Here is a 24,854-nt window from a genome sequence, read left to right as displayed (position 1 = left end):
GTTCAGGCCGGTCACTTGACGACCGTGCCGTTGAGCCGGTCCGTGACCGAGGCGGTCTGGAGGGCGAGGAGTTGGGAGAGCTGGGACATCATCTGCAGTTGTATCTGGGACATCTGCTGGATCTTGTGGGCGAGATCCTCCAGTTCCTCGCGGGTCGCGTACGCGGGAGCAGGGGCGGCGGGGGTCGCCGCGGGCTCGGGCGCGGGCTCGGGATCGGAGGCAGAGGGGGCGGGCTCGGGTGCCGGTGCACGCTCGGGTGCGGGTGCGGGTGCGGGTGCGGGAGCCGGGGTGGTGGCTCTGGGCACGACGGGCTCCGTCGCAGAGATCGGTTCGGCCCGCTGAACCGTCTCCGGCATGCGGGCCACGATGAACTCCGCGAGCCGCCGCGGCGTGCCCGTCTCCTCCAGGAGCTGCCGCATCGTCACCCTGACCTGGTGCTGCTGCTCCAGCTCCCGCAGCACACTGATCATCTGCAGCGAGTCGGCGCCGAGATCGAAGAAGTTCGCGTCGCCGTCGATCGCCGACGGATCCCCGCCGAGGTGCCGGGCGGTCGCCTCGACGATGCTGTGCAGTACCCGTGCGGCCGCTGCCTCTTGCTGAACCACTGCGGTTCCCTTTCTCGCTGATGGTGCCGTGCCGAGGACCGTCGGCTCGGGCCCGGTCCAGTGCTGCCGGTGCTGGAATCGGTATCCGGGCAGCGGGATGCGCCGGCCCCCGCTGCCGGCCAGGAGCGGCTCCCAGTCGAGGTCCGCTCCCGCGCAGTGCAGTGCCGCGGCGGCGCCCCAGAGGGTGCCGAGCCCGGTGCCGCGCCGCAGCGAGGGCACCGCCGGCAGGTCGGGCAGTGCCCGGCGGGCCAGTCCGCTGAGGGTGGTGTGCGGCCCGATCTCGAGCAGGACGTGGGGCCGCTGGGCGCCGATGCCGCGCAGCGCCTCGTCGTAGCGGACGGGCTCGCGGGTGTGCCGCAGGAAGTGGTCCGGGTCCGGGATCCAGCCGGGCGGGCGGACCACCCCGTCGAGGGTGCTGGCGAACGGGATCCCGACGGGTCGGAACTCCACGTCGTCGAGGACCTTCCGGAACTCCTGGAGCATGGGTTCCATCAGGGCGGTGTGGAAGGCGCGGGTGACCGGCAGCCGGTGCCCCGGTGTGCCGCGCTCGTCCAGCAGGGCGCACGCCCGGTCGACGGCCTCGACCGGTCCGGCGAGCACCTGGGCGCGCTCCCCGTTCGACACGGCGGCCTCCAGCCCGGGCACCTCGGCGGCCAGGGCGAGCGCGGCGGCCCTGTCGATCGGCGCGGCCACCATCGCGCCCGGCGCGCAGCGCCGCCGCATCAGCCGGCCGCGTTCGGCGGTGAGGCGCAGTCCGTCCCGGAGCGACAGGGCTCCTGCCGCGTGGAGTGCGGCGTACTCCCCGACGCTGTGCCCGGTCACGGCGCACGGTTCGATGCCGGTCTCGCGCCAGAGCCGGACGAGGGCGCACTGCAGGGCGAACAGCGCGGGCTGCGCGATGTCCGTGTCCCCCGGGCGTCCCTCCCCCGGTGCGTGTTCCGTGGTCAGCTCAGCGTGCAACGAGACGCCGGTGAGGTCGCGGTGGTGCTGCTCGCACGCGTCGAGGACGTCGCGTACGGCGGGGAAACGCGCGTAGACGGCGGCCGCCATGGCGGGGTACTGGCTGCCCTGGCCGGTGAACTGGAACGCCACCCGCGCCGTGCCCTCTGCCGGTGCCGCCCCCGTGGTCACCGCCGTCCGGGCGGTTGACGCGAGCCAGTCGTCGAGGGCGTCGGCGAGGGCCGCCGGGGTGGAGCCGCGGGCGGCGAGGCGGTGGGGGCCGTGCCTGCGGCCGAGGGCGGCGGTGGTGACCAGGTCGGCCGGATGCGGTGCGGGCGGCCGGCGCAACCGGTCACGGAAGGCGCGGGCGTTGTCCGCGAGGGCCTGCGGGGTGCTACCCGAGACCAGCAGGACGTCCGGCGGGGAGTCCGCGGCGCTCCTGGGCGCCGGTTCGGGAGCCTGTTCCAGGATCAGGTGGACGTTGGTGCCGCCGACGCCGAGTGAGGTGAGGCCCGCGCGGCGCGGCAGGTCGGTCTCGGGCCAGGGCCGGGCGGTGCGGGGGATGTAGAAGGGGCTGCGGTCGAGGTCGAGCAGGGGGTTGGGCTCGGTGAAGTTCGCCATCGGCGGGATCACGCCGTGGCGCAGGACCAGCAGCGTCTTGACGAGGCCGGCCAGTCCCGAGGCGGCGTCGAGGTGGCCGAGGTTGGCCTTGGTCGAGCCGAGGGCGCAGTAGCCCTCGCGGTCGGTGTCCTCGCGGTAGGCGCCGGCCGCGCCGTCGAACTCGATGGGGTCGCCCTTGAGGGTGCCGGTGCCGTGGGTCTCCAGGTAGCCGATGGTCTCGGCGCCGACGCCGGCGCGTCGCAGGGCCTGCCGGATGGCCGTGCGCTGGCCCTCGGCGCTCGGGGCGCTGAACGCCGTCTTCCCGGCGCCGTCGTTGCCGATGCCCCAGCCGCGGATGACGCCGTGCACGGTGTCGCCGTCGGCGACGGCCCGGGACAGCCGCTTCAGTACGACGGCCAGCACGCCGGTGCCTCCCACGGTGCCGTCGGCCCCGGCGTCGAAGGCGCGCACCCGACCGGACCTGGACAGGATGGAGCCCTTGACGTGGCGGTAGCCCAGGACTTGGGGGACGTGGACGGCGGTGGCGCCGACGAGGGCGATGTCGCAGTCGCCCATGAGCAGCGACTGCGCGGCCGCCTGCACGCCGACCAGGGAACTGGAGCAGCCCGTCTGGATGTTGACGGCGGGGCCGGTCAGACCGAGCCGGTAGGCGACACGGGTGGCGGTGAAGTCGGCGAAGTTGCCGATGATCGTCTGCATGCCCGACGGCCAGTCGGTCGGGGGCAGGCTGGGCAGGACGTTGTTCAGCAGGTAGCTCTGCAGGGTGTACAGGTGGTAGCCGGTGCTGGCGTAGACGCCGACGCGGGTGCCGTTCCGTTCCCGCGCATGGCCGGCGTTCTCCAGGGCGTGCTGGGCGCATTCCAGGAACATGCGCTGCTGCGGGTCGGTGAGGCGGGCCTCGTGGGGGCTCATCGCGAAGTGCCGCGCGTCGAAGCCGGCGAGGTCGTCGAGGATCCCGGAGGCGCCGACGAAGTCCTCGGACGCGTACTCCTCGGCGGGGATCCCGGCGGCGGCCAGTTCCTCGTCGGTGAAGCGGGTGATGCAGTCGGTGCCGTCCCGGATGATCCGCCAGAAGTCCTCGGGCGTGTCGGCGCCGGGCAGCCGGAAGGCCATGCCGATGACGGCCATCCGCGGGTCGGGATCGCTGGTGGTCATCAGCCGCGTCCCTCCGTCACCGCCGGCCGGTCACCGGCCGGTTCCGCACGGGGCGGTCCGGGTCTTCTCCTGCCCTTGGCGGCCAGCACCAGGAGCAGGGCCGTGCACAGGGCGATCGCGAGGCCGTGGAAGGCGGCCACCACGTGCAGCGGCGAGAAGCGTTCCAGGAGTGCGCCGCTCACGAGCATGCCGAGGCCGAAGCCGGTGTTCTCGGCCGAGGCGGAGAGGCCGAACAGCCGGCCGCGCTGGTCGTCGGGGGCGGCCTGCAGCCGCGACACGTAGACGGTCTCGGTGAAGCCGTCGGCGGCTCCGGCGACGAGCGCGGCGATGACGGCGGGCAGGGTCGGCAGTCCGCAGAAGACCACGATGAATCCGGCCGACATCACGCAGGCGCCGAGTGCGAACGCCCGCTCCCCCGGGGTCCGGCCCGTCCTGGCGGTGACCCGGCCGAGCACCTGCTGGGCGACGATGTTGCCGATGGCCCACGTGGCCCAGAACTGGCTGATGAAGGTGGCCGGGTGGTCGGGGTCGAGGCTGCTGGAGTACAGGGGCAGGGCGACGTTGTGGGACGAGGAGCCCAGTCCGTCCACGGCCCGGACGGCGATCATCGCCATCAGCAGCGGGGCCGTGGCCAGCAGTATCCGGACCGTGCCGCGCGCGGCGCCCGAGGCTTTCGCGGAGCCGTCGGCCGCGGGGTCCCCGGCCGCCCGGGTGCGCACGGGGAGGAGGAACAGCACGGTCGCGGAGACCAGGAACGTCGTCGCGTCCAGGGCGAAGGCGGCGGAGTACCCGAACTCCGCCACCACCACGCCCGCCGAGGCGAAGCCGGCGATCATGGCGAGCGAACGGCCGGTCACCAGCAGGCCGTTCGCCCGGACCCGGTGCTCCGCTCCGACGATCTCGGGGATGCTGCTGCGCAGGGCCACCTGGGAGAGCGTCGAGCAGCCGCCGGTGACGACGGCCAGGACGTACAGCAGCCCGGGGCGCACCCCGTCGGGGGCGAGCAGCAGCGTCAGCAGTGCCGCGGCCTGGCACAGGTCGGCTCCGACCATCAGGCGCTTGCGGTCGTACACCGAGACGAGCCGCCCGCTCACCCAGCCGGACACGACACTGGTCCCGAGCCGTACGGCCATGAAGAGGCCGGCGGCGAGCGCGCTGCCGGTGGCGTCGTACACGAAGACGTTCAGCGCCACCATGTTCAGGTAACTGCCGTACGCCGAGATGCCGTTGCCCAGGACGAGCAGACGGAAATGCCTCATGCGCCTTCCCCTGGTCTGCATGAGGGGTGCGCGTTCCCCCCGATAGGCCGCCGGTCGGCAGCCATTGGTCCGTCACCCAAGCAGAACCGGACAGGCGTCTTCAAGACTCGGAAGTGGTCCAGACGACTTCCGGTCTTGTTTTGGCGCTTTCGGAGCGACCGGCCAACCCACCGCGGCTGCTCAGCGTCGCAGGTCCGCCTCGTTCACCGCCGAGAGGACCCGGTCGTGTCCGGTGCGGGCTAGCAGGTTCTGACGGGCTCGGAGCGGGTGAAGTAGGCGTGGTAGGGGGTGTCGTCGCCGATGTGGAAGGGGGCGAGGGTCAGGCCGTGGGTGGTGAAGTGCGGGGGGCGGGAGGCCGGACTGATCGCGTTGGCACCTTGCTCCGGGCTCTGGGCCGTCAGCAGGAGCGGGCCGTGGAAGAGCGCCTGGGTGGACGGGTCGTCCAGGGCGCGTTCGACGCGCAGGCGGTAGGTCGTCGAGACGCGGTCGCCGGGCCGCCAGTTCCTGTTCAGGGTGAGGCAGGTGCCGGGCCGGGCGGGGCCCCGGTGCGGGGCTCCGTTGACCGTGACCGTGACGCCTGCCGTGGCCCAGGACGGGATCCGCAGTTTCAGGGCCAGCCGTCCGCCGCCCTCACGGAAGGTCAGGGTCCGCACTCCGTCGGCCGGGTAGTCGCTCGTCTGCTCGACGACGAGGCCGCGTTCCGGCCAGCGGAGGGTGGCGGCGAGGGGGAGGTTGACGTAGAGGGCGTCGCCGTCGGTGGAGCGGAAGTAGACGGAGTCCTGGTACTTGGTGTGGTCCTCCAGGCCGGTGCCGCCGCAGCAGGTGCCGGTGTTGCCGAACGCGCGCCGGACGCCCGGGCCCATGCCGACGAAGTAGGTGACCTCGGGGCTGTCCGTGCCGGGGGTGTCCCGGCGGGAGGCGAGGATGTGGTTGGTCAGGGCCCGCTCGTAGTAGTCCATGGAGGCGGGGTCCGGGTCGCGGAAGACAGCTGCCGGCTCAGTTTGAGACGTCCGGCGCGATCACCCGGCGTGGCCGCGGATCGGCCCGCCCGCGCCGCTCACGACACGTGTCGGTCCAGGGCCGTCAGGACGGGTGCCACGCCGTCCTCCTCGGCCAGGCGGCGGGCGAGGTCCCGGGCGCTGTCACGGTGGCCGGGGTCGTGCACGGCCCGGCGCAGGGCGGGGGCGAGGGTGTCGGCGGTGAGGCGGCGCAGGGGGACGGCGCAGGGCGCGGTGCCCAGCGCGACCAGCCGGGCCGCCCAGAAGCCGCCGTCGAACTGCACGGGCGCCGGAACGGTGGGGACGCCGGCGCGCAGGACGGCGGCGGTGGTGCCGGCTCCGGCGTGGTGGACCACGGCGGCCGTCCGGGGGAACAGCAGCGCGTGCGGCACGTCGCCGACGGTGATCACGTCGTCGGTGCGGGCGGCCAGCCCCGCCCAGCCCTGCTGGACGATCCCGCGCAGTCCCGCGGTGCGCAGGGCGCGCACGATCGCGCCGCTGAGCCGCTCCGGATCGGGCACGGTGGCACTGCCCAGCCCGATGAAGACCGGGGCGGGCCCGGCGGCGAGGAACTCCTCCACCTCGCGGGGCAGTTCGCGGCTGTCGTGCGGCCACCAGTAGCCGGCGATCTCCAGTCCGGGCCGCCAGTCCCGGGGCCGGGGCACCACCTGCTCGCTGAAGCCGTGCAGCACCGGCCACAGGGCCCGCTCATGGGCCCGGCGGCTCGCGACGGGACCGCGCAGGGTCATGCCGTGCCGCGTGCGGAGCCTGCGCATGGCCCGGGTGTAGACGCGGTCGACGGCGGTGGTGACGGCCAGTCCGCCCAGGCGGTTGCCCACGGTGCCGAGCGAGCGCCCGCCCAGCATGGGGGCGCCGAACTCCCGTGTCGGGTGCTGGGGCTGGAGGAACAGGCCCAGGCTCGGCAGCCGCAGCCCCTCGGCGATGGCGGCGCCCAGGGGGGCCACGGCGCCGGCGGCCAGGACGACGTCCGCGCCGCGGGCCGCCTGGACCAGGGCGTCGGTCATCTCCTCGGCTGCGGACCGGGCCATCGACGCCGCGCGCAGCAGTTTGCCGAGCCCGGTGGTGCTGGCGTGCAGGCTGCGGCCGCGGTCGGAGTGCGACACGGCGTGCGGATCGACGGGGGTGGGGTGGAAGCGCACGCCGGAACCGGCGGTCAACGGCTCGAACAGGCCGTGTGTGGCGAGCGTGACCTCGTGCCCGCTCCGCACCAGCCCCGCACCCAACCCGGTGTACGGCGCGACGTCGCCGCGCGACCCCGCCGTCATGATCACCACCCGCATGCGTCCCAGTGTGGACCGCCCGGGGCGGGGACACGCAGTGTACGGCGGCATGTGGACGAAAATCGCCGGTGCAGGTGAGGGCCGGCCGGATCTCCTTACGGCGGGTCGAACACCGGGCCGGTGTCCAGCGCTTCGATGAGGCCGCCGGCGGCTTGGCGGACTCGGAGCGAGGCGTCCGTGGTGAGCGCGGCCAGCCGGACGCGGGCCTCATCGCCGCCGGGCGGCAGGGATCCGGTGGCCTCCACCCAGCGGGTGAGCCCGAGGACGGCCTCGTAGCGGACCGCCTCGTCCGTGTCGTCCAGGCTCCGCAGGAAGCGCCGCACGTCGTGCCGGGCCCGCTCGTCGGTCGGGTCGTCCCCGTCGAGCAGGGACAGCGCGGCGGCCCGGACCTCGGCCGACCGGCTGCCGTCCGCGAGGCGCCGTACGGCCGGGAGTGCCTGGGCTAGACCCCAGAGCGCGTTGCGGGTGTGCCAGATGTGGCGCGGGTCGGTCTCCAGGTGGGCGGTCAGGGCCCAGGCGACGGGGTGCCGCTCCCAGAGACGGAGCCCGTTCTCGACACGCGCTTCGAGCCCGTCGAGCGCGCCCGCGCGCAGGTCGTCGTCGGGGTCGTCGAGGAGGGGCAGCAGGAGCCACACGGCGTCCCAGCGGCCCCCGGCTCCGATGGCCGTGGCGCAGGCGGCCCGGGTGCGGCCGGGCAGCGTCTCGTCGGCCAGGGCCGTGCGCAGGTGCTCGGCGGCCGTGTCCGTGTCCAGTCCGCCGAGGGCTTGCGCGGCCGACGGCCCGGCGACGGGGTCGCGCAGCCATCGCACCGCCGGTTCGCCGACGCGCTGGTCGCCTTGCCCTCCGAGGCCGCGCAACAGTCTCGCGGCGACCTCGGGGTCCCGCTCGGTGCGCAGCGCCTCGGCCAGCTTGTCTTGTACCTGCCGTTGTTCCACGTGGAACAACCGCCGGGCGACCGCGCTCCGCACCGCGGGAGAGGGATCGCGCAGCCCGGTGAGCAGCGAGTCGAGGAGCTGCTCGGTGTGGCGCTCCGGCAGCCAGTCCAGGGCTCGCGCGCGGGCGGTGCCCGAGCCCTGGCGGGCGGTGCGGATCACTTCGGCGCGGACGGTCTCGTCGCCGGCACACCCGTAGATCAGGGTCCGGGCCCGCCCCCAGACGGCCGGGTCGGGATCGCCGAGGAGCCGGACCAGGGCCGCGGCGTCCCCGGGCGCGCCCAGGACGATCAGCCCCTCCAGGGCGTTGATCCGCACGCGGCGGTCCGGGTCGGCCAGTTGACGCGCGAAGGCCCCCACGACCGCGGGACTGTCGAGTCCGAGCCGGCTGGCGGCGACCGAGGCCCGGCACCGGACGCCCGGGTCCTCGTCGCCCATCAGCAGGGGCAGCACCGCGCGGCCCGCCTCCGGGTCCCCCAGGCGGGCCAGGGCCAGGGCGGCGGCCGCGCGTACCGAGGGCGCGGGATCGCCGGCCGCCTCGACGGCCACGGGGGCGTACTCGGACCGGCCGGTCCGCCCCAGCCCCTTCAGCGCCGCCGCGCGCCGCTCGGGATCCGGAGCCGCCGACTCCCGCAGGAAGAAAGCGATGTGATGGTCCGCCCCCATGGACACCTCCACGAAGAAAGACCCGCGAGGGACGGGAAGGTTGTTCCCGTGCATCCTTCCGGAGGGTCGGCCGCCTGGGGCGTCAGCCGACAGGCGGGGTGATGCCCGCCTGTTCCGCGTGGAGTTCGGAGCGGACGACTTCCAGCAGGCGGCCGGTCCAGTTGCGGCCGCGGCCTCCCCGGTCGCCCCAGTGCTCGGAGTCCGCGTCGTCGTAGACGAGGGTCGCGTCGGCCGTGTCCAGGAGGACCCGGGCGAGCGCCGGGTGCTGGGTGAACTTGGCCCTCAGCAGGGAGGTCATGACCGCCGTCCGGGCGTGCTCCCACCCCTCGCGCCGGGGGGCGCCGGCGGCCGCGGCGCGGGCGTCGAACGTCGAGTCCGCGTCCCGGGCGGCGGCCCGGGCCTCGGGATCGGCGGTGGACAGCGCCCAGTACGCGTGCGTGACCGTGGGGTAGGTGTCGCCGTCGATCAGCAGGGGCGCGGGGAACTCGTTGCGCAGGACCTCGGTGCCCGGGTCGTCCGAGGGCCTGAGGGGGTAGCTCTGGTAGAGGTGGATCGCCGGGGTCGTGGGTGTGGCGGGGCCGTCGGACGGGACGCGTGAGGGCCGTTCGGCGATCCACTTGGCCCGGTCCTCGAAGTAGGCCACCGCTTCGTCGTACTCCTCCTGCGTGACCGGTTCGTCGGGCAGGGCCTCCAGGACTCCACCGGGCCCGGTCACCAGGACCTGCAGCGGTCCGTCCTTGCGGTCCATGTCCCCGAGGGCGTAGTGGCGCTGGGTCTCCGGGATGGCGAGGTAGGCGGCGCGGGCCGCGGCCCGGTTCTCCTCGGTCCGGTCGGTGAGGAACACATCGACGGCGGCCAGGCAGCGGTCCGTGGAGTCCGGGCGTCCGTTGAGCTGGTCGATGGTGTCGCGGATCTCGGCGAGCAGCAGCTCGGGGGTGAGCCAGGTGCGTGGCTCGCTGAACTTCCACACCGCCAGCTCGTGCGCGGAGACCCGGGCGCCGTCCGGGAGCCGGGTGGCGACCCAGCCGCACCGCAGCTTCTCCTCGAACTCCTCGAGGGTGACCAGGCCCCAGCAGTCGATCAGCCCATCCGCGTAGATGAACAGGTCGGTGAGGAAGTAGTCGCCGTTGCGGATGAAGGCGTGGCGCCAGGTTCCGGGGACGCGTCTGCCGTCCGCCGTGCGATAGGTGATCCGATGGCCGATCATGCCCGGCATTCTGCCGTAACCGCTGGTCAGCGCAACGGGTTTATCGTCGCCGCGGATCATTGCGGATCATCGCGGATCACGTGGAACGCCGGGAGCCGGGTCCTCCGCCGGGGTGCGGCGCAGGACCCGGCTCCCGTTGGGGCGGTGGGTCAGGACGACTGGGCGCTCTGGTACAGGTTCTGCGCGTCGGCGCCGAAGTACGGGCCGTACATGGCGTTCGGCAGGAAGTTGTACTTGAAGCTGTTCACCGAGGACTGCAGGCCGGTCCCGGTGGCCTCGTCGAACTGCGTGAACCACGGGCCCCCGCTGGAACCGCCGGTCATGTTGCAGGTCATACCGTGGTCGCTGGACAGCAGGAAGTCCCGGTAGGTGGTGCCGCTGCAGTAGATGAACTTCGAGCCGTCGTACGGTGCCGCGGCCGGGAAGCCGAAGGCGTACATGGCCTTGTTGTAGCCGGTGTTGAAGGCGAGCCCCTGGCCGCCGACGACGTCGGTCAGCCTTTTCCCGTCGAGCGGGGCGACCACGGCCGCGCCGATGTCGTAGTTGATGTCCTCACTGGCCGTCCACTGCGGCGTGGACAGGGTCTTGGACGCCGTCCAGGTGCCGTACGGGGCCTGCCCGTCGTGGTAGCCGGGCACGAACACCCAGTTGGTGTGCCAGGCCCCCTCCATCTTCACGCAGTGCCCCGCGGTGAGCACGGTGGACTTGTTGGCGCTGGTGACGGCGTTGCCGGAGCAGGAGGCGGTGCGCCCCTGGAAGGTGAAGAACACCCGGCCCGCGGTCTTGACCACCGCTCCCCCGCCGGACCAGGGCCCGCCGCTGTGGGGAATGGCCAGGGGCCCCACGGCGGAGGCGGAGGCGCTGGGGGCGATGACGGTCGCCTTGCCCTTGCGCGGCGTCGCCGGCGGCACGTCGGAGCGGTCGACGGACAGGACGTCGAGCGGGGTGGCCTCGCGCATCCGCTCAGGGGTCCAGAAGGCGCGGGCGCGCTCCTGCGCCGTGAGTGCCGTCGTTCCCGGTTCGGGGGCGGCGCTCGCCGGTGCGGCGGTGACGCCGGTCGCCAGCATCGCGGCGATGCCGGCGAGCGCGCCGAGGAGGGTGCGGCGAACGGGCGCGCCGGGGCCGGACGAACGGAGGCTACGGGGTCTGCCTATCACGCGGTCTCCTTCTGCTGTGGGGGCCGGGCGGAGGGTCCCTCCGCCCGGTCAGGCAGGGGTGTCGCTGCGGACAGCCAGAGGGCAGCGTGCCACCGGGAGACCGATAGGGACAGGTGCATGTCATGACGATGGCCGAAACGTCACACGCTCTCCGCGTGAGGCACACGCGGGCATGAGAGAACCCGGCCTCCACGCTGGGGGCCGGGTCCGGGACGGAGAGCGGGGTTGATCAGAGGGCGGGGCCGGGGCCGGTGCCGCCGCCCGGCTGGATGCGTCCGCGCCAGGCGCCGGACTCGGTTCCGCGCTCCTCGATGTACTGCTTGAAGCGCTTCATGTCGCCCTTGACCCGCCGGTCGATCGTGCCGATCATGTCCGCGGCCTTCTCCGCCGCTCCGCTGGGCTCGACGTCCATCACGAGCTCCACCCTGGTGTGGGTGTCATCCACGCGCTCGAAGCGGACGGAGCCCCTCTGGTTGGTGTCTCCGCTGGTCGTGCGCCACGTGACCCGCTCGTCGGGGAGCTGGTCGACGATCTCCGTGTCGAATTCGCGCCGTACTCCGCCGATCTTGGTGGTCCAGTGGTTGTGGCGGTCGTCGAGCTGCCTGACCTCCTCGACGCCTTCCATGAAGTTCGGGAAATCCTCGAACTGCGTCCACTGGTTGTAGGCGGTGTGCAGCGGGACCTCTACTTCCACGGTTTCCTTGACGGTGCTCATCTGAATGCCTCCGTTTTCCCTGATCGACTGCAGGAGGCCCATCGGCCCACACACAGGTCCGGGCCCGATGCGACGAGTACCCGGCATGCCGCGGTTGCCACATGCGATCCGATCAGTGCCTCGCCGGGCACGGGCTTCGGCGTGCGTGCCGGCGGCGCCGGCCGACTGGCGGGCCTTCTTCCGCTGGACCGTGCCCTTCCGGCTGCTCACGTGCGCGGTCTTCGTCGCCGCCGCGGCCGGGGGGAGGGCGCCGGGCGTCTTCGTCGGGGTCGTGGTTGGGAGGCCGACGGTCCGGAGGCCGGGCAGCGACCGGTGAGCCGACGGCCGCAGCGGCTGGGATGACCGCCCTGGGCGGTACGGGGCGAGCCCACCGCCCCCGGCACCGGTCAGGCGGCCGAGGCCGGGGTCCTCGCCGTCTCCGAGCGGAACCCGTGGCCGAGTTCGGGAGCCAGGCCGTGATAATGCCGGAAGTTGTAGATGAGGGGACTCCACAAGGCCGGGTCGATGTGGTGCGTGCCGGGTACGACGACGCGTTCGGCGGCGTGGACGCGCAGAACCTCGCACTCGACGCTGAAGAAGAGGCCGGCGCCGCCCGGCGTCAGCTCGCGGGCCCTGGCCTCCAACTGCAGGGCGCACTCGGCGACGCGCGGCGGCCGCACGAGGTCGGACGCGGCCGGGGTGAGCCCGGCCGCGCCGAACTTGTCCCGCTCGTGGCGGTACACCGCCCGCTTGGCCTCCGGCACCGGACTCGCGCCGGTGAGCGGCGCCAGGCGTTCCACGTGCTCCCACAGCTCCGGCGAGGCGACGTTGACCACGAGTTCCGGGCGCTCGGCGAGGTTGCGCACGGTCTGGCTCTCGCTGCCGAGCCCCAGGACGATGTGCTGCCCCAGGGCCCAGGCGGAGGAGATCGGGGCGAGATTGCAGCTGCCGTCGGCGTTCTCGGTGGCCAGCAGGACCACGGGGGTTCCGAAGTAGAGGATGCTCGGCTCAATCACCAGGTGGGTGTCGTTCGTCATGCCCAGGACGCTACGGGCGGGACGTTTCGCCCGCCGTCGAAGTGTCGCCCGGCGACAATGGGGCGGTGACCAGCCCTGACGTCCACGCCGAAGAACCGGATATCGCCGCCCTGGGCGCGCTGCTGGCCGACCGTACGCGCGCCGGGATCTGTCTCGCCCTGCTCGACGGCCGTGCCTGGACGGCGTCGGAGGTGGCCGCCCTCGCCGGCGTCGCCCCGTCCACGGCCACGAGCCACCTCAACCGGCTGGTGGACGGCGGACTGCTGACACAGGAGCGCAAGGGGCGGCACCGCTATGTGCGCCTGGCGGACCCCGGCGTCGCGGAGATGATCGAGGCACTGGCGGCCCGGGCGCCGCGCCGGCTCGTCCCGGTCCGTTCGCTCACGGCCGCCCGCCGCCACCGGGCCGTGGGCTTCGCCCGCGTCTGCTACGACCACCTCGGCGGCTCCCTGGCCGTGGCGATCACCGACGGCATGACCGCGCGCGGGCTGTTGTCCTGGGAGTCCGGCCCGGCGCTCACCGCGTCCGGCGGTGCCTGGCTGACGGACCTCGGCGTCGCGGGCGAGGGGGTCGCGGCAGCGGGCCGGCCGCATGTGCGGACCTGCATGGACTGGACGGAGGGGCGCCCGCACCTGGCGGGGGCGGTGGCCGCCGCCGTGTTCCACCGCGCGCTGGATGCGTCCTGGCTGGTGCACGGCGATGGTTCACGCGTCGTCCGGTTGACGGACCGGGGGCGGGACGCCTTCCGGCATCACCTGGGTCTGGCGGACGAGGTGCTCACGGCCGGCTGAGCACCTCCTCGGCCCCGAGGTGTCTCCGCCCGGCTCAGAACCGGTGCTGCTGCTGCGGCTGCCCGTACGCCTGGCCGCCGCCCTGGGCGCCCGCGTCCTGTGCCTGGAGCTGCTCGGCCTGCTCCTTGGTCACCTTCTGTTCCGCGCCGCAGAAGGTGCACTGGGTGCGGTACGACGTGGAGACCGGGAACAGCGGCACGAAGAACAGCGTGAACTTCGTGACGCGCTTCCTCAGGGTGTGCGCGGCGGGGTTGCCGCACTGGCCGCACACCAGCGTCAGTATCGCCAGTTGGTACAGGTAGCCCTTGGTGCCAAAGATGATCACGTGATCGGTCCTTCCCCGGGTCGGACCCCGACGACACACCGCCGGCGGGTTCCGAGCTGTTGTCGCCACTACCAGTGTCCTGTATCCCGATCCGCCGGTGCGAGCCGGTACCCGCGCCCCTCGTTCGTGTGGAGCGCCCGGCGGAGCGTGGTCCACTCGGGTGACAGCGGGCCGGCCGCGTTCCGGCGCGCCGGTACGGTGCCGCGGTGACCTCGATCTCACCCGAAACGCAGTCCGTGCACACCGACGACCTGGGCTCCCTGGTCGTCCTGTCCTGGCGGGGCACGACCCCCGACGGGGACGTTCCCTACCTTCTGGCCTGCTCACTCGGAGACGGCGCGAACGGCCGGGAGGCGACGTCGGCGGCCATCGAGCGGTTGCTGCGCGGCGCCGGGCTCCCCCCGGGCGAGGGCCTCGTCCACGCGGTCCAGCGGCCGAGCCTGCCGATCGGCCTGCTCGTCGTGCCCGGGTCGGCCGTCCTCACCGTGCGGCACCTCACGTCCCAGTTCGTCCCGCCGGAGACCTGGCTGAAGGCCGTGGGCGAACTCGGGTACGCCTACCTCATCTTCGCCACCCGCCCGTGGCCGGAGGGTGCCGAACCCGACGACGTCGAGACGCTGGCCGCCTTCACCTCCGACGAGGACGTGCTCACGTCGGCGGCCCATGTCGTCCTGCCCGCCCGCAGCCTGCGCGGCTGAACTCCGCACGGCCCGGGCCGCGATGGCGTGGCCCGGGCCGTGCCGTGCCGGTGCTCAGCCGGACAGTGCCGCCAGCACCACGGACTTGGCCTCCTCCTGCACCCGGCGCAGGTGGTCGGGGCCGCGGAACGACTCGGCGTAGATCTTGTAGACGTCCTCGGTGCCCGAGGGGCGGGCCGCGAACCAGGCGCTGTCGGTGGTCACCTTGATGCCGCCGATGGCCGCGCCGTTTCCGGGTGCCTCGGTGAGCACCGCGGTGACCGCGTCGCCGGCCAGCGTGTCCGCGCTGACCTGTGCCGGGGAGAGCCTGCCGAGCAGGGCCTTCTCCTCGCGGGTCGCCGGGGCGTCGATCCGGGCGTAGGCCGGCTCGCCGAAGCGGGCGGTCAGCGTGGCGTAGTGCTCCGAGGGGGTCTTGCCGGTGACCGCCGTGATCTCGGAGGCGAGCAGCGCCAGGATGATGCCGTCCTTGTCGGTGGTCCACACGGAGCCGTCCCGGCGCAGGAAGGACGCCCCGGCCGACTCCTCGCCGCCGAAGCCGATGGTGCCGCCGACGAGCCCGTCGACGAACCACTTGAACCCGACGGGCACCTCCACCAGCTCGCGGCCCAGGTCGGCGGCGACCCGGTCGATCATGGCGGAGGAGACCAGGGTCTTGCCGACGCCGGTGCCGGCCGGCCAGCTGTCGCGGTGGGCGTACAGGTAGGAGATGGCGACGGCGAGGTAGTGGTTGGGGTTCATCAGCCCGGCGTCCGGGGTGACGATGCCGTGCCGGTCGGCGTCGGCGTCGTTGCCGGTGGCGATGCGGAAGCGGTCGCGCTGCTCGATGAGCGAGGCCATCGCGTACGGCGACGAGCAGTCCATGCGGATCTTGCCGTCCCAGTCCAGCGTCATGAACCGCCAGGTGGGGTCGGTGTGCGGGTTGACCACGGTGAGGTCGATGCCGTGCTGCTCGGCGATACGGCCCCAGTAGGCGACGGACGCGCCGCCCAGCGGATCGGCCCCGATGCGCACCCCGGCCTCGCGGATGGCGTCCAGGTCGAGCACGGCGGGCAGGTCGGCGACGTAGGTGCCCAGGAAGTCGTAGCGGCTCGTGGTGGCGGCGGCCAGGGCCCGGGCGTACGGGACGCGGCGGACGTCCTTCAGGCCGCCCCGGATGATCTCGTTGGCCCGGTCCTGGATCCAGGACGTCGCGTCGGATGCGGCGGGGCCGCCGCTGGGCGGGTTGTACTTGAACCCGCCGTCGGCGGGCGGGTTGTGGGAGGGCGTGACCACGACGCCGTCCGCGAGGCCGGTGGTGCGGCCGCGGTTGTGGGCGAGGATGGCGTGCGAGACGGCCGGGGTCGGCGTGTAGCCGTCCGCCTGGTCGATCAGCACCGTCACGTCGTTGGCGGCGAACACCTCCAGGGCGGTGACCCGCGCGGGCTCCGACAGGGCGTGCGTGTCGGCGCCCAGGAAGAGGGGGCCGTCGGTGCCCTGGTCGGCTCGGTACTCGCAGATGGCCTGGCTGGTCGCGGCGATGTGGTCGTCGTTGAACGCGCTCGCCAGCGACGATCCGCGGTGTCCGGAGGTCCCGAACGCCACGCGCTGCCCCGGGTCGTCCGGGTCGGGGTGGAGCGCGTAGTACGCGGTGACCAGCCGGGCGACGTCGACGAGATCTCCGGGACCGGCCGGACTGCCCGCTCGCTCGTGCTGCATGGGCCCGCTCCTCCGCATGGGTTGATCCTTCGTGTGCGGTCTCATCCTTCCTCGTCACAGCCGTGACGCGCGAGGGGGGCGCCCCGGGGGCGGCCGGATGTGTGCGCCGGGCCCCGGACGCGGCGGCGGTGAGACGCGAGAGGGCGGCGCTACGGACCACCGTGGATGCGGTGATGCGCCGCGCCGCCTGCTCCCCTCGTGGCCGGCACGCCGGGCGTGCCGGCCGTGGTCAGATCCGCCCGCCGGTGATCCGGGTGAGCGGGCCGTGCGTGCCGCGTTCCGCGCGGCGGCCCACGGCGTACGAGGCGGCGCTCAGGGCCGTGAGGCCGGCTCCGACGCCCGCGGCGACGAGCTTGCGCTGGGCGATGACCGTCCAGGCCGTCCTGGCCGTGGACGCAACCTGGCCCGACGCGGCGACGACCGCCTGGCGGCCGGCCTCGACACCGCGGGCCGCGGTCTGCGCGGCAGCCTTCGCCGTCTCGGCCGAGCGTTCGGCGCCGGACGTGGCCGCTGACGCCGCCTCACCGGCCTTGCCCGCCGCCTGCTTGGCGGCGCGGGACGCCGGCGCGGTCGCCTTGTCCGCCGTACGGCGGGCCTTGGACTCCGTCGCCCGTATGGTGGTCGGCTTCTGATTCGCGCGCTTGTTCTCTTCAGTCATGGAACACCGACTTGCCCCTGACTTCGGCGGCAAACACGTTCGGTCGCGCGCCGACCGGGCGGGCGGGTGCCTGAGCAGGTCGTCGCGGGGGTAGGCGAGCTACAGCAAGGCGACGTCAGAACGCGAAGGAAGGTATGTGATGGCCGGAATGCTGGATCGCATCAAGCAGTTCGCACGGAGTCCGCAGGGGCGGCGTGCGGTGGAGCAGGCACGGCGGGCGGCGGCCGACCCCCGCAAGCGGGCCCAGGCCCAGCGTCTGCTCGGCAAGCTCCGCGGCCGCCGCTGACGGGACCGCACCACCCGCCCCAGGGCGGGCCCGGCCCCCAACTCCTCGATCCGGTGCGTGTGTTCATGACCGGTATGGGCACTTGGGTCGCATCACACACACCTGAGAGGAGCTGGTTCGATGGGCAGGGCAGGCAACGGCAGGAAGGTCTGTGCCTTAGGTGTCGCCGGTGTCCTGGCGGGAACGGTGCTGGTCGGCTGCGGCGACGAGGACGGCACGGGTGACGCCGCGCCGGGTTCCTCGGCGCGGGGCGACACTCAGGAGCAGGGCACGCGAGCGGTGCGCTCGGCCTACGACAGGACGGCCGAGGAGGACACCGCCCGGGTGAAGCTGCGGGTGCAGACCTCGGCACAGGGCGCGTCGATGACCGCGAACGGGCAGGGCGCCGTGGACCTGGACGACGGCGACAGCGTCATGACGGTCACGGCACGCGGGCAGCGGATCGAACAGCGTGTGGTCGACCAGGTCCTGTACCAGAAGATGCCGAAGGGGCAGGCGCCGGGCGGCAAGCCGTGGATCAAGATCGACCTGGGGAAGGTCGCCGCACAGCAGGGCTCCGGCGACCAGCCCGTGAACGACCCCGCCCGCTCCGCGAAGTTGGCCAGGGCGATCACCGACAAGGACGTGACCCAGAAGGGCACGGAGACGATCGACGGGGTCGAGACCACGCACTACCGCGTCTCGGTCGACGTCGCCGACCTTCCCGACGGCGACGCCCTGCGCCGCCAGGTCGGCCCGACGCTGCCGATGGACGTGTGGCTCGACGAGCAGGGCCGGATGCGCCGGCAGCAGTTCGACATGACCCTCAGCGCGCCGGCCGCGGCGACGCAGCGGTCCTCCGCCGACGCCTCGTCCTCGCCGCAGAAGGTCACGGTGCGCACGCTCATGGAGTTCACCGACTTCGGCACCGAGGTGGAGGCGGACGCGCCGCCGGCCGGGCAGGTCACCGACATGACCGGCAAGGCCGTGGAGCAGGGCAAGCAGGGTAAGCGGGGCGAGGGACAGAGCTGACGCGGGCCCACCCCGCAGCTCTGCCGTGAGCCCGTCCCGCACACCTGACGCGGGCCCATCCCACGCACCTGACGCGGGCCCATGGCGCACCCTTGAGGCGGGCCCGTCCCGCACCTGACGCGCCGCGCCTCAGCTACACGCGCCCGCCGCGCAGCCGCCGCACGAGGTCGTCCGCGGCCTCCGGCCAGGCGGGACGGTCGAAGGTGAAGCCCGCTTCGAGGAGGCGGCCGGGGACGACACGGCGGCTCTTGAGCAGCAGTTCGGTGTCCGAGCGCAGGACGAAGGCACCCAGCTCGGCCATCCATCGCGTGGCGGGAAGCCCCACCGGGACACCCCACGCGGCGCGCAGGGTGCGCATGAAGGCGCGCTGCGGGAGGGGCCCGGGAGCGGCGAGGTTGACCGGGCCGTCGATGTCGTCCCGGGCGACGAGGAACTCGATCGCCCGGACGAAGTCCTGGTCGTGGATCCAGGAGACGTACTGGGCGCCTCCCGCGACCGGGCCGCCGAGGCCGAGCCGGGCCAGCCGCAGCAGGACGTCGAAGACGCCGCCCCGGTCCGGGCTCATCACCATGGCGGCGCGCAGCGCCACCTTCCGGGTGTGCGGGGTGTCGGCCACCTCCTGCGCGCGCTCCCAGGCCTTGGCGATCTCGACGCTGTAGGCCCAGTAGCCGGGGGCGCCCGGCTCGGTCCCGCCGATCACTCCGGTGGCCTCGTCGTGGGGCGCGTCGAAGCGGTGGGCGTAGACGGTCGCGGTGCTCATCTGCAGCCAGACGCGGGGCGGCCGGGCGGCTGCGGCGATCGCCTCGCCCACGGCCCGGGCGGAGTGGACCCGCGAGTCCATCATCTCCCGCAGGTTGTCGGGGGTGTAACGGCAGTTCACGCTGCGGCCCGCCAGGTTGACGACGACGTCGCTGCCGTCGACCTCCTTCGTCCACGGGCCCGGCGTCGCACCGTCCCAGTGCACCTCGCCCGGGCCCGCCGGGTGCCGGCTGAGCACCACGACGTCATGCCCCGCCGCACTCAGCGCGCGCTTCAGCACGGTGCCGACCTGCCCGGTCCCGCCGGGAATCACGATCTTCATGAAGGTCTCCCCCTCGACGTGTGGGAGCGACCATAGCCCATATTTGAACGTGTTCAAAACCTATGCGGGACGCGGGGCCCTTAGCCGGTGCAGACGTGCCGTCGGGCAAGATGGGGCCATGAGCGTAGTCAAGATCAATGTGCTGACCGTGCCCGCCGAGCAGCGCGAGACGCTGGAGAAGCGCTTCGCCTCCCGCGCGCACACCGTCGAGAGCTCCGACGGGTTCGAGTGGTTCGAGCTCCTCCGCCCGGTGGAGGGCACCGACACGTACCTCGTCTACACCCGGTGGCGGGACGAGGAATCGTTCCAGGCGTGGATGGAAGGACCGATGAAGGCCGCGCACCAGGGCGGCGGCGAGGGCGGCGAGCGGCCCAGGCCCGCGGCGAGCGACTCGACCCTGTGGTCCTTCGAGGTGGTGCAGCAGGCGGGGCCGAAGGGCGCGTAGCCCACGGCCGGACGGAGTCGGCTGGGGGCCCAGGCCTCAAAAGGCGAGCCTAGGCCCCCTGGCCGGAACGGCAGGGGGCCTCGTGCCCGGTGCTCAGGTACGCCAGGAGCGCGAGGGCGCGGCGGTCCGGCTCACAGCGGCCGCCAGTTTCCGCAGCCGGCGCCAGTCCAGGCGCGGTGGCGCCTCGGGGACCCCGGGCCGGTCGCGAGGCACCCGGACGCGCAGGGCCCGGCGCGCGATACGGCAGTGGACGGGAGCGGGCAGGGTGAGAGCCTCGCCGTCGAGGCCCACCTCCAGGTGCGGTGCGTCGGCCTGCACGACGACGTGCTGCGCGGTCAGTACGGTGAGCCCTTCCGGGCGCGGGGACAGCAGGAGTTCGGCCGCTTCGACGGCGCTGTCCACGCGGACGGCGAGCACGCCGAGCCTGCCGGAGTTGAGCCGCTCGCGCCGGCCGAAGCCGAACGGATCGTCCATGCGGTAGGGGTTGTTGCTCACCAGGACGGCCTGCGGGTCGGCGATGGTCGTGCCGTCGGCGCTCGCGGTCAGCCGCGGGCCGCTCTGCCGGGTGAGCAGCTCGGGCAGCCGCTCCAGCGCCGCGCCCACCTTGTCCTCGCGGTAGCCGGGGCTCTGGACGACGGCCCCGTAGACGCCGAACGAGGCGTTGTTCACGAACGGACGGTCGTCGGCGAAGCCGAGGTCGACGCGGAGCTCGACGCCGTCGGTGAGGGCGTCGAGGCACCGGGACGGGTCGTCCCGGTCCAGCCCCAGGTCCATGGCGAAGTGGTTGCGCGTGCCGGCCGCGATGACGAGGAACGGCAGCCCGTGTTCCGCCGCGACGGCGGCGACCAGGGCCTGGGTGCCGTCGCCGCCCGCGACGCCCAGGAGATCGGCTCCGTCGGCCACCGCGGTCCTGGCGAGGGCGGTGACGTCCTGGTGCTGCTCCGGGTCGAGCAGGACGACCCGGGCACCCAGCGCCTCGGCCTTCTCCCGCAGGGCGAACTTCCCGACCTTGCCGCCGCCGGAGCGCGGGTTGAGCAGGAGGAAGGGGCGCTGCGGCGGTGGCGTGCGGTACTCCTTCACCCGGACCGGACGCAGACCGGTGCTGCGCAGGGCGTAGCGGCCGCTCCAGACCGCCGCGCACCACAGCAGCAGCGACACGAAGACCACCCAGAGCAGGTTCGCGGTCGCGAAGAGGGTGATGAGGCCGACGGGCGCGGCGACGGCCAGCGCGGCCGCCGCCAGGCGGGCCGGTCCGCGCCGGGACAGCACCCACCAGAGCGCGGCCGCCGTCAGGGCCAGCCCCGCCAGGGCGGCCACGAGCAGCAGCAGCCCTGTCAGACCGCCGGCGACGAGAGGCAGCAACGCGGCCGAAGCCGCTGCGGCCAGGGCTCCCCTGGCCGCCCATCTCTGCCGGTGGTGGTACCACTCGCTCATCGCCGATCCCATCTCGTCCCTCCGCTCGGGGGCCGGCGCGGGCGGATCCCGGAGACCGCGCCCGGCCGTGCCCATGGTGCCCGCCGACGGACCGGCTCGGCCACCGCCGTTCCAGATGGCTCCCCGGCCGGCGAGCACGTCAGACGTGCGGATCCCCCGGGGCGGAGCCACCGGTAGCGTACGCGGCCCGCGAGCGCGGGTTCCGCGCGCCGGGGCACTCCGGCCACCGCCCGGTCCGCCGGCCCCGGCCGGCCGGGCGGTGGCCGGGTAGGCTCCCTTGCTGATCATCGGCCGACACGAACAACAGGGGGGCTCCGTGCGGGCCATGGCTACCGTGACGACGACCGCGCTGTGCCTGCTGGCGGGCGCTGTCCTGACGGGATGTGGTGCAGGCGGCGGGGAGGACAGATCCGCCGGCGACATCCTCGACGAGGCCAACGCGACGATGCGGAAGCTGGACTCCGTCACCGTCGACATCACCAACCGCACCACGCGCGGAGGTACGGTCACCAGCCACCTCGTCACCGACCTCGACAGCCGGTGCCGGTCCAGGACGACCTGGGCCGGAGGCGGTGCCCTGGAGCAGATCCGGCTGGGCACGACCGACTACGTCCGCCCGAACCGGGCCTACCTCCAGAAGTGGAAGAACAACCCGGGCCTCACCGGCGAGCAGAAGCTGTGGGTGAAGACGCCGGTGGACCCGGCCAGCACCGGTGACGGACTCACCTCCTGCGAGCGGCCGTTCGACTCGTTCGGCACCGCGAGGAAGGGCGGCTCCACCCGCGTCGGGGGCACCGAGGCCGTCGAGCTGATCGTGACCGACAAGGCGGACAAGGAAGGGACGTACACCTTCTACGTCGCCGACGAGGGCAAGCCGTACCTCCTGAAGACGGTCTACAAGAGCGGCGCCCAGCACACGACCACCTCGTTCAGCGGCTTCGACGAGCCCCTCGACATCCGGCCGCCGAAGCCCGACGAGGTGCTGAGCGTGGGCGACTGACGGCCACTGTGCCGACAGTGCTTTCCGACGCCCTTCCGGCGGCAATCGGCCGAGTGGGGCCAATCGCCTCACCAGGGGTTGACGGGGCGGGACGGGCTCGGCCTACTGGAAGACGCGGCCGGCCGTGTCGGGGGGCAGGTCCGGTGCCGGCCCCTGGGGCTCGAAATCCCTTTCGTACTCCCCCGCCGGGACACAGGTCAGGGGTCTGATGGTGCGGCGACGATGGGCAGCGGTGATGGGCTTGGTGGCCTGTCTGCTGGTGCTGCATCTCGAGGCCCCGGCGTTCACGCACAGCGGGCGCGCGACGCAGGGCGCGGTCACGGCCTCGGCCACCGCGACGATCAGGGCCTCGGACGCCGAGCCGGTCATGGCCTGGGGCGCCGAGCCCGTCACAGTCTCGGACGCCGAGCCGGTCACGGCCTGGGGCGCCGAGGCCGAGGCGGCCGGGGAGCCCTGTCCGTGCGAGGAGGAGCCGTCCGCCCGGCGGCCGGTGGCACGGACGCCCCGGACGACCGCCGGAGCGGCCGGGGCGAACTCCGTTACGGCCGGGGCGGGTTCCGTGACGGCCGGGGCGACCGCAGTGGACCGCGGCGGTACGGACCTCCGCGGGGCGGGGGCGGCCAGGCGTCCGGGGGTGGCCGGGGCCGCCCGGAACGCCGTCGAGTTGCAGACGTTCCGCTGCTGAGGAGCGGCAGTACCGATCGGGGCCCGCGCCGTGCGGCCCGAGTACTGCCTGGTGCCGGTACGCGGTGATGTTCGGCCCTTCGTGTGTCCCCATGCCGATGACACAGGAGGCAGACTTGCCTGGAAAGCGCGTTCTCGTTCTGAGGCCGGACGAACTGAGCCCGAACGACCAGAAGATGTGGCGGGAGATACGGACGGAGTCCGGAGCCCCGGCGAACCCCTTTCTCGACCCGGCGTTCACGAGGGCGGTGGCGCGGGTCAGGCCGGGAGCCAGGGTCGCGGTGCTGCAGGACGACGGCTCACCGGTCGGGTTCTTCCCGTACGAGAGAGGGCCCCTGGGGCAGGGCCGGGCCATCGGGCTCGGGGTGTCGGACAGTCAGGGGGCCGTGTTACGCCCCGGGATCCGGCTCGACGCCCGCAGGCTGCTGCGGTCCTGCGCGTTGTCGTCCTGGGAGTTCGACAACCTGGAAGCCGGGCAGGGGCTGTTCGTGCCGCACGCGGCCGAGGAACTCGCCTCACCGGTGGTCGACCTCGCCGAGGGGTTCGAGCGGTACGCGCGGCGGCTGCGGGCGAAGTCGCCGAGCTTCCTCAGACAGACCCTGGCCAAGGAGCGCAGGCTGGCCCGGCAGGTCGGCGAGGTGCGGTTCGTGTACGACGCCGACGACCCCGCCGCCCTGCGGGCGCTGATGGACTGGAAGTCGGCGCAGTACCGGCGGACCGGCCGGCGCGACCGGTTCGCACAGGAGTGGATCACACGGCTGGTGGGCCTGCTCGGGGAGAGCGAGGAGCCCGAGTGCCGCGGGGTGCTGTCCGTGCTGTACGCCGCGGACCGGCCGGTGGCCGCGCACTTCGGACTGCGTTCGCGCACGGTGCTGTCCTGGTGGTTCCCGGCGTACGACCGCGCGTACGGCAAGTACTCCCCCGGTCTCCTGTTGCAGGTGAAAATGCTGGAGGCCGCGGCGGCCCACGGGATCGAGACGGTCGACCTGGGCAGCGGCCCGGCCCGCTACAAGGAGACGCTGAAGACCCGCGATCTACGGGTGTACGAGGGCGCGGTGATACGTCCGGTGCCCGGCGGAACCGCCCACTGGCTCGGCCGGGAACCCGCCCGCGCCGCCCGCCGCTTCGTCCGCAACCGGCCTCGCCTGGCCGGCGCAGCCGCCCGGGCACTGGCGGAGGCGGGGCGGTTACGTCGCTGAACGCGGTGCCCGCCAGAGCGGCTGACGATCTACGGTTGCGGTACTGGCCGATCTTCTTCCAGGGTTTCACCAGGGATCCCCGCTGACTGCTGTGTTTGTGGTCGGTCGGGGGACTTGGTCCCCCCTTTCTCGTTCTGCTCAACCACTGACGGCAGGGCCGTTTCAGTCCGGACGGAATTCGGGCTGTCGTTCTCACGGGCGCCCGAGCCGATGATGCCGATCATCACCCCGATGAACACACCACCAAGCGCCGCGGCGAGGTGGGTCATGACCGCTCTGCGCGACAGCCTCTGAGGTTCAGGTGTCTGGCCCCACTGCAGTCCACGCGGCGGTCCGGAGGGCGGCTTGTTTCCGCTCATGGATTCGGCGTGCGCCCGACTCGCTGAATCCGCACCACCACTCGGCGACCCCTCTGGTCGCCTGTCCGAAGGACGTGGCCAGCGCCTGTTCTAATGCGCGCCGTCGGTGACAACGGACGCGGAGCCGTCGTCGGGGAGGAAGGCGTCGGCGAGACGGACGAGTTCGGCGTCGGTCAGCTGAGGCGGTGTCCAGCCACGGGTCCGTGCATGGTCGACGAATCGGGCGTCCAGGGGAACGTGGTAGCGCTCGACGTAGTGCGCCAGGTCCGAGTACCAGAACCACTCACCGTCGGTGAGGAGATGCAGCCCGCCGATCAGCTCGTTCCCCGGGCTGAGGACGTCGTGGACGCGTGCGGTGGTCGCGGCCGGCACCGAGCCGGCGCGCAGGTAGCGAACGAGGTCCGCCTCATGGGATTCGCCCTCGCTTCGGACGCAGTCCCTCAGTGAGGGGCCGTCGGTGCGGCCGTGCTCGAGTTCCCGGAACTCGCCGAGGAATCGGTCGGCGTACTGGTTCTCGCTGCTCACCGGAGCACCCTATGCCTGCGCACAACGCACGGAGTGCTGGTGTCCGACGGTGACCATCGGCTGTCTGCCCGTGACGGGCCGGCGGGCCGGAA

Annotated in this window: 24 protein-coding genes; 8 read left to right on the top strand and 16 right to left on the bottom strand. The window is 73.2% G+C overall.

The window, feature by feature from the left end; translation table 11 throughout:
* Nucleotides 1–11: 11 nt before the first annotated feature.
* The 9 genes from ABZ948_RS13530 to ABZ948_RS13490 form a co-directional block, all read right to left on the bottom strand.
* Nucleotides 12–3,320: a type I polyketide synthase gene (locus ABZ948_RS13530; RefSeq protein WP_359759062.1), complete on the bottom strand. Its 3,309-nt coding sequence runs from the start codon at nt 3,318–3,320 to the stop codon at nt 12–14.
* Nucleotides 3,320–4,579 (bottom strand): MFS transporter, encoded by a 1,260-nt coding sequence (locus ABZ948_RS13525; protein ID WP_359759061.1) that lies wholly within the window; start codon nt 4,577–4,579, stop codon nt 3,320–3,322. Before ABZ948_RS13525 ends, ABZ948_RS13530 begins: the two co-directional genes overlap by 1 nt.
* Nucleotides 4,580–4,818: 239 nt before the next feature.
* On the bottom strand, nt 4,819–5,538 hold the full coding sequence (locus ABZ948_RS13520; RefSeq protein WP_359759060.1) for a beta-L-arabinofuranosidase domain-containing protein: 720 nt from the start codon (nt 5,536–5,538) through the stop codon (nt 4,819–4,821).
* 98 nt (nt 5,539–5,636) lie between these two features.
* On the bottom strand, nt 5,637–6,878 hold the full coding sequence (locus ABZ948_RS13515; protein WP_359759059.1) for a glycosyltransferase: 1,242 nt from the start codon (nt 6,876–6,878) through the stop codon (nt 5,637–5,639).
* A gap of 95 nt (nt 6,879–6,973) precedes the next feature.
* Entirely contained in the window at nt 6,974–8,476 is a 1,503-nt protein-coding gene (locus tag ABZ948_RS13510; RefSeq protein ID WP_359759058.1) for a HEAT repeat domain-containing protein, read from the bottom strand.
* Between the two features lie 82 nt (nt 8,477–8,558).
* Nucleotides 8,559–9,683, bottom strand: coding sequence for a DUF7638 domain-containing protein (locus ABZ948_RS13505; protein ID WP_359759057.1), 1,125 nt, complete (start codon nt 9,681–9,683; stop codon nt 8,559–8,561).
* A 149-nt stretch (nt 9,684–9,832) separates the two neighbouring features.
* On the bottom strand, nt 9,833–10,840 hold the full coding sequence (locus tag ABZ948_RS13500; RefSeq protein WP_435857486.1) for a trypsin-like serine peptidase: 1,008 nt from the start codon (nt 10,838–10,840) through the stop codon (nt 9,833–9,835).
* A gap of 229 nt (nt 10,841–11,069) precedes the next feature.
* A complete protein-coding gene (locus tag ABZ948_RS13495) occupies nt 11,070–11,555 on the bottom strand; it encodes an SRPBCC family protein (RefSeq protein WP_359759056.1) in 486 nt (161 codons plus the stop codon).
* 386 nt (nt 11,556–11,941) lie between these two features.
* Entirely contained in the window at nt 11,942–12,571 is a 630-nt protein-coding gene (locus ABZ948_RS13490; RefSeq protein WP_359759055.1) for a flavin reductase family protein, read from the bottom strand.
* Nucleotides 12,572–12,636: 65 nt separating this feature from the next.
* Here ABZ948_RS13490 and ABZ948_RS13485 point away from each other — a divergent pair, with 65 nt between their 5' ends.
* Nucleotides 12,637–13,362 (top strand): ArsR/SmtB family transcription factor, encoded by a 726-nt coding sequence (locus ABZ948_RS13485; protein ID WP_359759054.1) that lies wholly within the window; start codon nt 12,637–12,639, stop codon nt 13,360–13,362.
* Nucleotides 13,363–13,396: 34 nt separating this feature from the next.
* On the opposite strand, the gene ABZ948_RS13480 is transcribed toward ABZ948_RS13485, so the two are convergent.
* Nucleotides 13,397–13,687, bottom strand: a complete 291-nt coding sequence (locus ABZ948_RS13480) for a zinc ribbon domain-containing protein (protein ID WP_031116247.1) — start codon at nt 13,685–13,687, stop codon at nt 13,397–13,399.
* Nucleotides 13,688–13,893: 206 nt separating this feature from the next.
* Here ABZ948_RS13480 and ABZ948_RS13475 point away from each other — a divergent pair, with 206 nt between their 5' ends.
* Complete coding sequence (locus tag ABZ948_RS13475; RefSeq protein WP_359759053.1) at nt 13,894–14,385, top strand: DUF5949 family protein; 492 nt, start codon at nt 13,894–13,896, stop codon at nt 14,383–14,385.
* 54 nt (nt 14,386–14,439) lie between these two features.
* Here the strand turns inward: ABZ948_RS13475 and pgm are convergent, their stop codons facing one another.
* Nucleotides 14,440–16,080: a phosphoglucomutase (alpha-D-glucose-1,6-bisphosphate-dependent) gene (gene pgm / locus ABZ948_RS13470; protein ID WP_359759052.1), complete on the bottom strand. Its 1,641-nt coding sequence runs from the start codon at nt 16,078–16,080 to the stop codon at nt 14,440–14,442.
* A 229-nt stretch (nt 16,081–16,309) separates the two neighbouring features.
* Nucleotides 16,310–16,738: a hypothetical protein gene (locus ABZ948_RS13465; protein WP_359759051.1), complete on the bottom strand. Its 429-nt coding sequence runs from the start codon at nt 16,736–16,738 to the stop codon at nt 16,310–16,312.
* A 139-nt stretch (nt 16,739–16,877) separates the two neighbouring features.
* On the opposite strand from ABZ948_RS13465, the gene ABZ948_RS13460 reads away from it, so the two are divergent.
* Both ABZ948_RS13460 and ABZ948_RS13455 read left to right on the top strand, forming a co-directional pair.
* The gene (locus ABZ948_RS13460) at nt 16,878–17,024 is read left to right on the top strand and encodes a hypothetical protein (protein ID WP_198678043.1); all 147 of its coding nucleotides are present in this window, start codon (nt 16,878–16,880) and stop codon (nt 17,022–17,024) included.
* Between the two features lie 120 nt (nt 17,025–17,144).
* Nucleotides 17,145–18,035: an SCO4651 family lipoprotein gene (locus tag ABZ948_RS13455; RefSeq protein WP_359759050.1), complete on the top strand. Its 891-nt coding sequence runs from the start codon at nt 17,145–17,147 to the stop codon at nt 18,033–18,035.
* Between the two features lie 133 nt (nt 18,036–18,168).
* On the opposite strand, the gene ABZ948_RS13450 is transcribed toward ABZ948_RS13455, so the two are convergent.
* Nucleotides 18,169–19,116, bottom strand: coding sequence for a TIGR01777 family oxidoreductase (locus ABZ948_RS13450; protein WP_359759049.1), 948 nt, complete (start codon nt 19,114–19,116; stop codon nt 18,169–18,171).
* 118 nt (nt 19,117–19,234) lie between these two features.
* Between ABZ948_RS13450 and ABZ948_RS13445 the strand changes: the two genes are divergently transcribed.
* Nucleotides 19,235–19,561 carry an antibiotic biosynthesis monooxygenase family protein gene (locus ABZ948_RS13445; protein WP_351345786.1) on the top strand — a complete coding sequence of 109 codons (327 nt, stop codon included), beginning with the start codon at nt 19,235–19,237 and terminating at the stop codon, nt 19,559–19,561.
* A 93-nt stretch (nt 19,562–19,654) separates the two neighbouring features.
* Here ABZ948_RS13445 and ABZ948_RS13440 read toward each other — a convergent pair whose 3' ends face one another.
* Complete coding sequence (locus ABZ948_RS13440) at nt 19,655–21,007, bottom strand: diacylglycerol/lipid kinase family protein (protein ID WP_359759048.1); 1,353 nt, start codon at nt 21,005–21,007, stop codon at nt 19,655–19,657.
* Between the two features lie 313 nt (nt 21,008–21,320).
* On the opposite strand from ABZ948_RS13440, the gene ABZ948_RS13435 reads away from it, so the two are divergent.
* The 3 genes from ABZ948_RS13435 (at nt 21,321) to ABZ948_RS13425 (ending at nt 23,878) form a co-directional block, all read left to right on the top strand.
* Complete coding sequence (locus tag ABZ948_RS13435; protein WP_359759047.1) at nt 21,321–21,995, top strand: hypothetical protein; 675 nt, start codon at nt 21,321–21,323, stop codon at nt 21,993–21,995.
* A gap of 235 nt (nt 21,996–22,230) precedes the next feature.
* Entirely contained in the window at nt 22,231–22,680 is a 450-nt protein-coding gene (locus ABZ948_RS13430; protein WP_359759191.1) for a hypothetical protein, read from the top strand.
* A gap of 97 nt (nt 22,681–22,777) precedes the next feature.
* Complete coding sequence (locus ABZ948_RS13425; RefSeq protein WP_359759189.1) at nt 22,778–23,878, top strand: GNAT family N-acetyltransferase; 1,101 nt, start codon at nt 22,778–22,780, stop codon at nt 23,876–23,878.
* Nucleotides 23,879–23,907: 29 nt separating this feature from the next.
* On the opposite strand, the gene ABZ948_RS13420 is transcribed toward ABZ948_RS13425, so the two are convergent.
* Together ABZ948_RS13420 and ABZ948_RS13415 are read right to left on the bottom strand one after the other, a co-directional pair.
* The gene (locus ABZ948_RS13420; RefSeq protein WP_359759046.1) at nt 23,908–24,147 is read right to left on the bottom strand and encodes a hypothetical protein; all 240 of its coding nucleotides are present in this window, start codon (nt 24,145–24,147) and stop codon (nt 23,908–23,910) included.
* A gap of 180 nt (nt 24,148–24,327) precedes the next feature.
* A complete protein-coding gene (locus ABZ948_RS13415) occupies nt 24,328–24,762 on the bottom strand; it encodes a hypothetical protein (protein WP_359759045.1) in 435 nt (144 codons plus the stop codon).
* Nucleotides 24,763–24,854 lie beyond the last annotated feature (92 nt).

Origin of the sequence: Streptomyces olindensis (assembly GCF_040645895.1) — a bacterium.
In the GTDB taxonomy this organism is placed as follows: domain Bacteria; phylum Actinomycetota; class Actinomycetes; order Streptomycetales; family Streptomycetaceae; genus Streptomyces; species Streptomyces olindensis.
The sequence above is the reverse complement of the archived record's forward strand: the minus strand, read 5'-3'. Positions and strand labels throughout refer to the sequence as shown.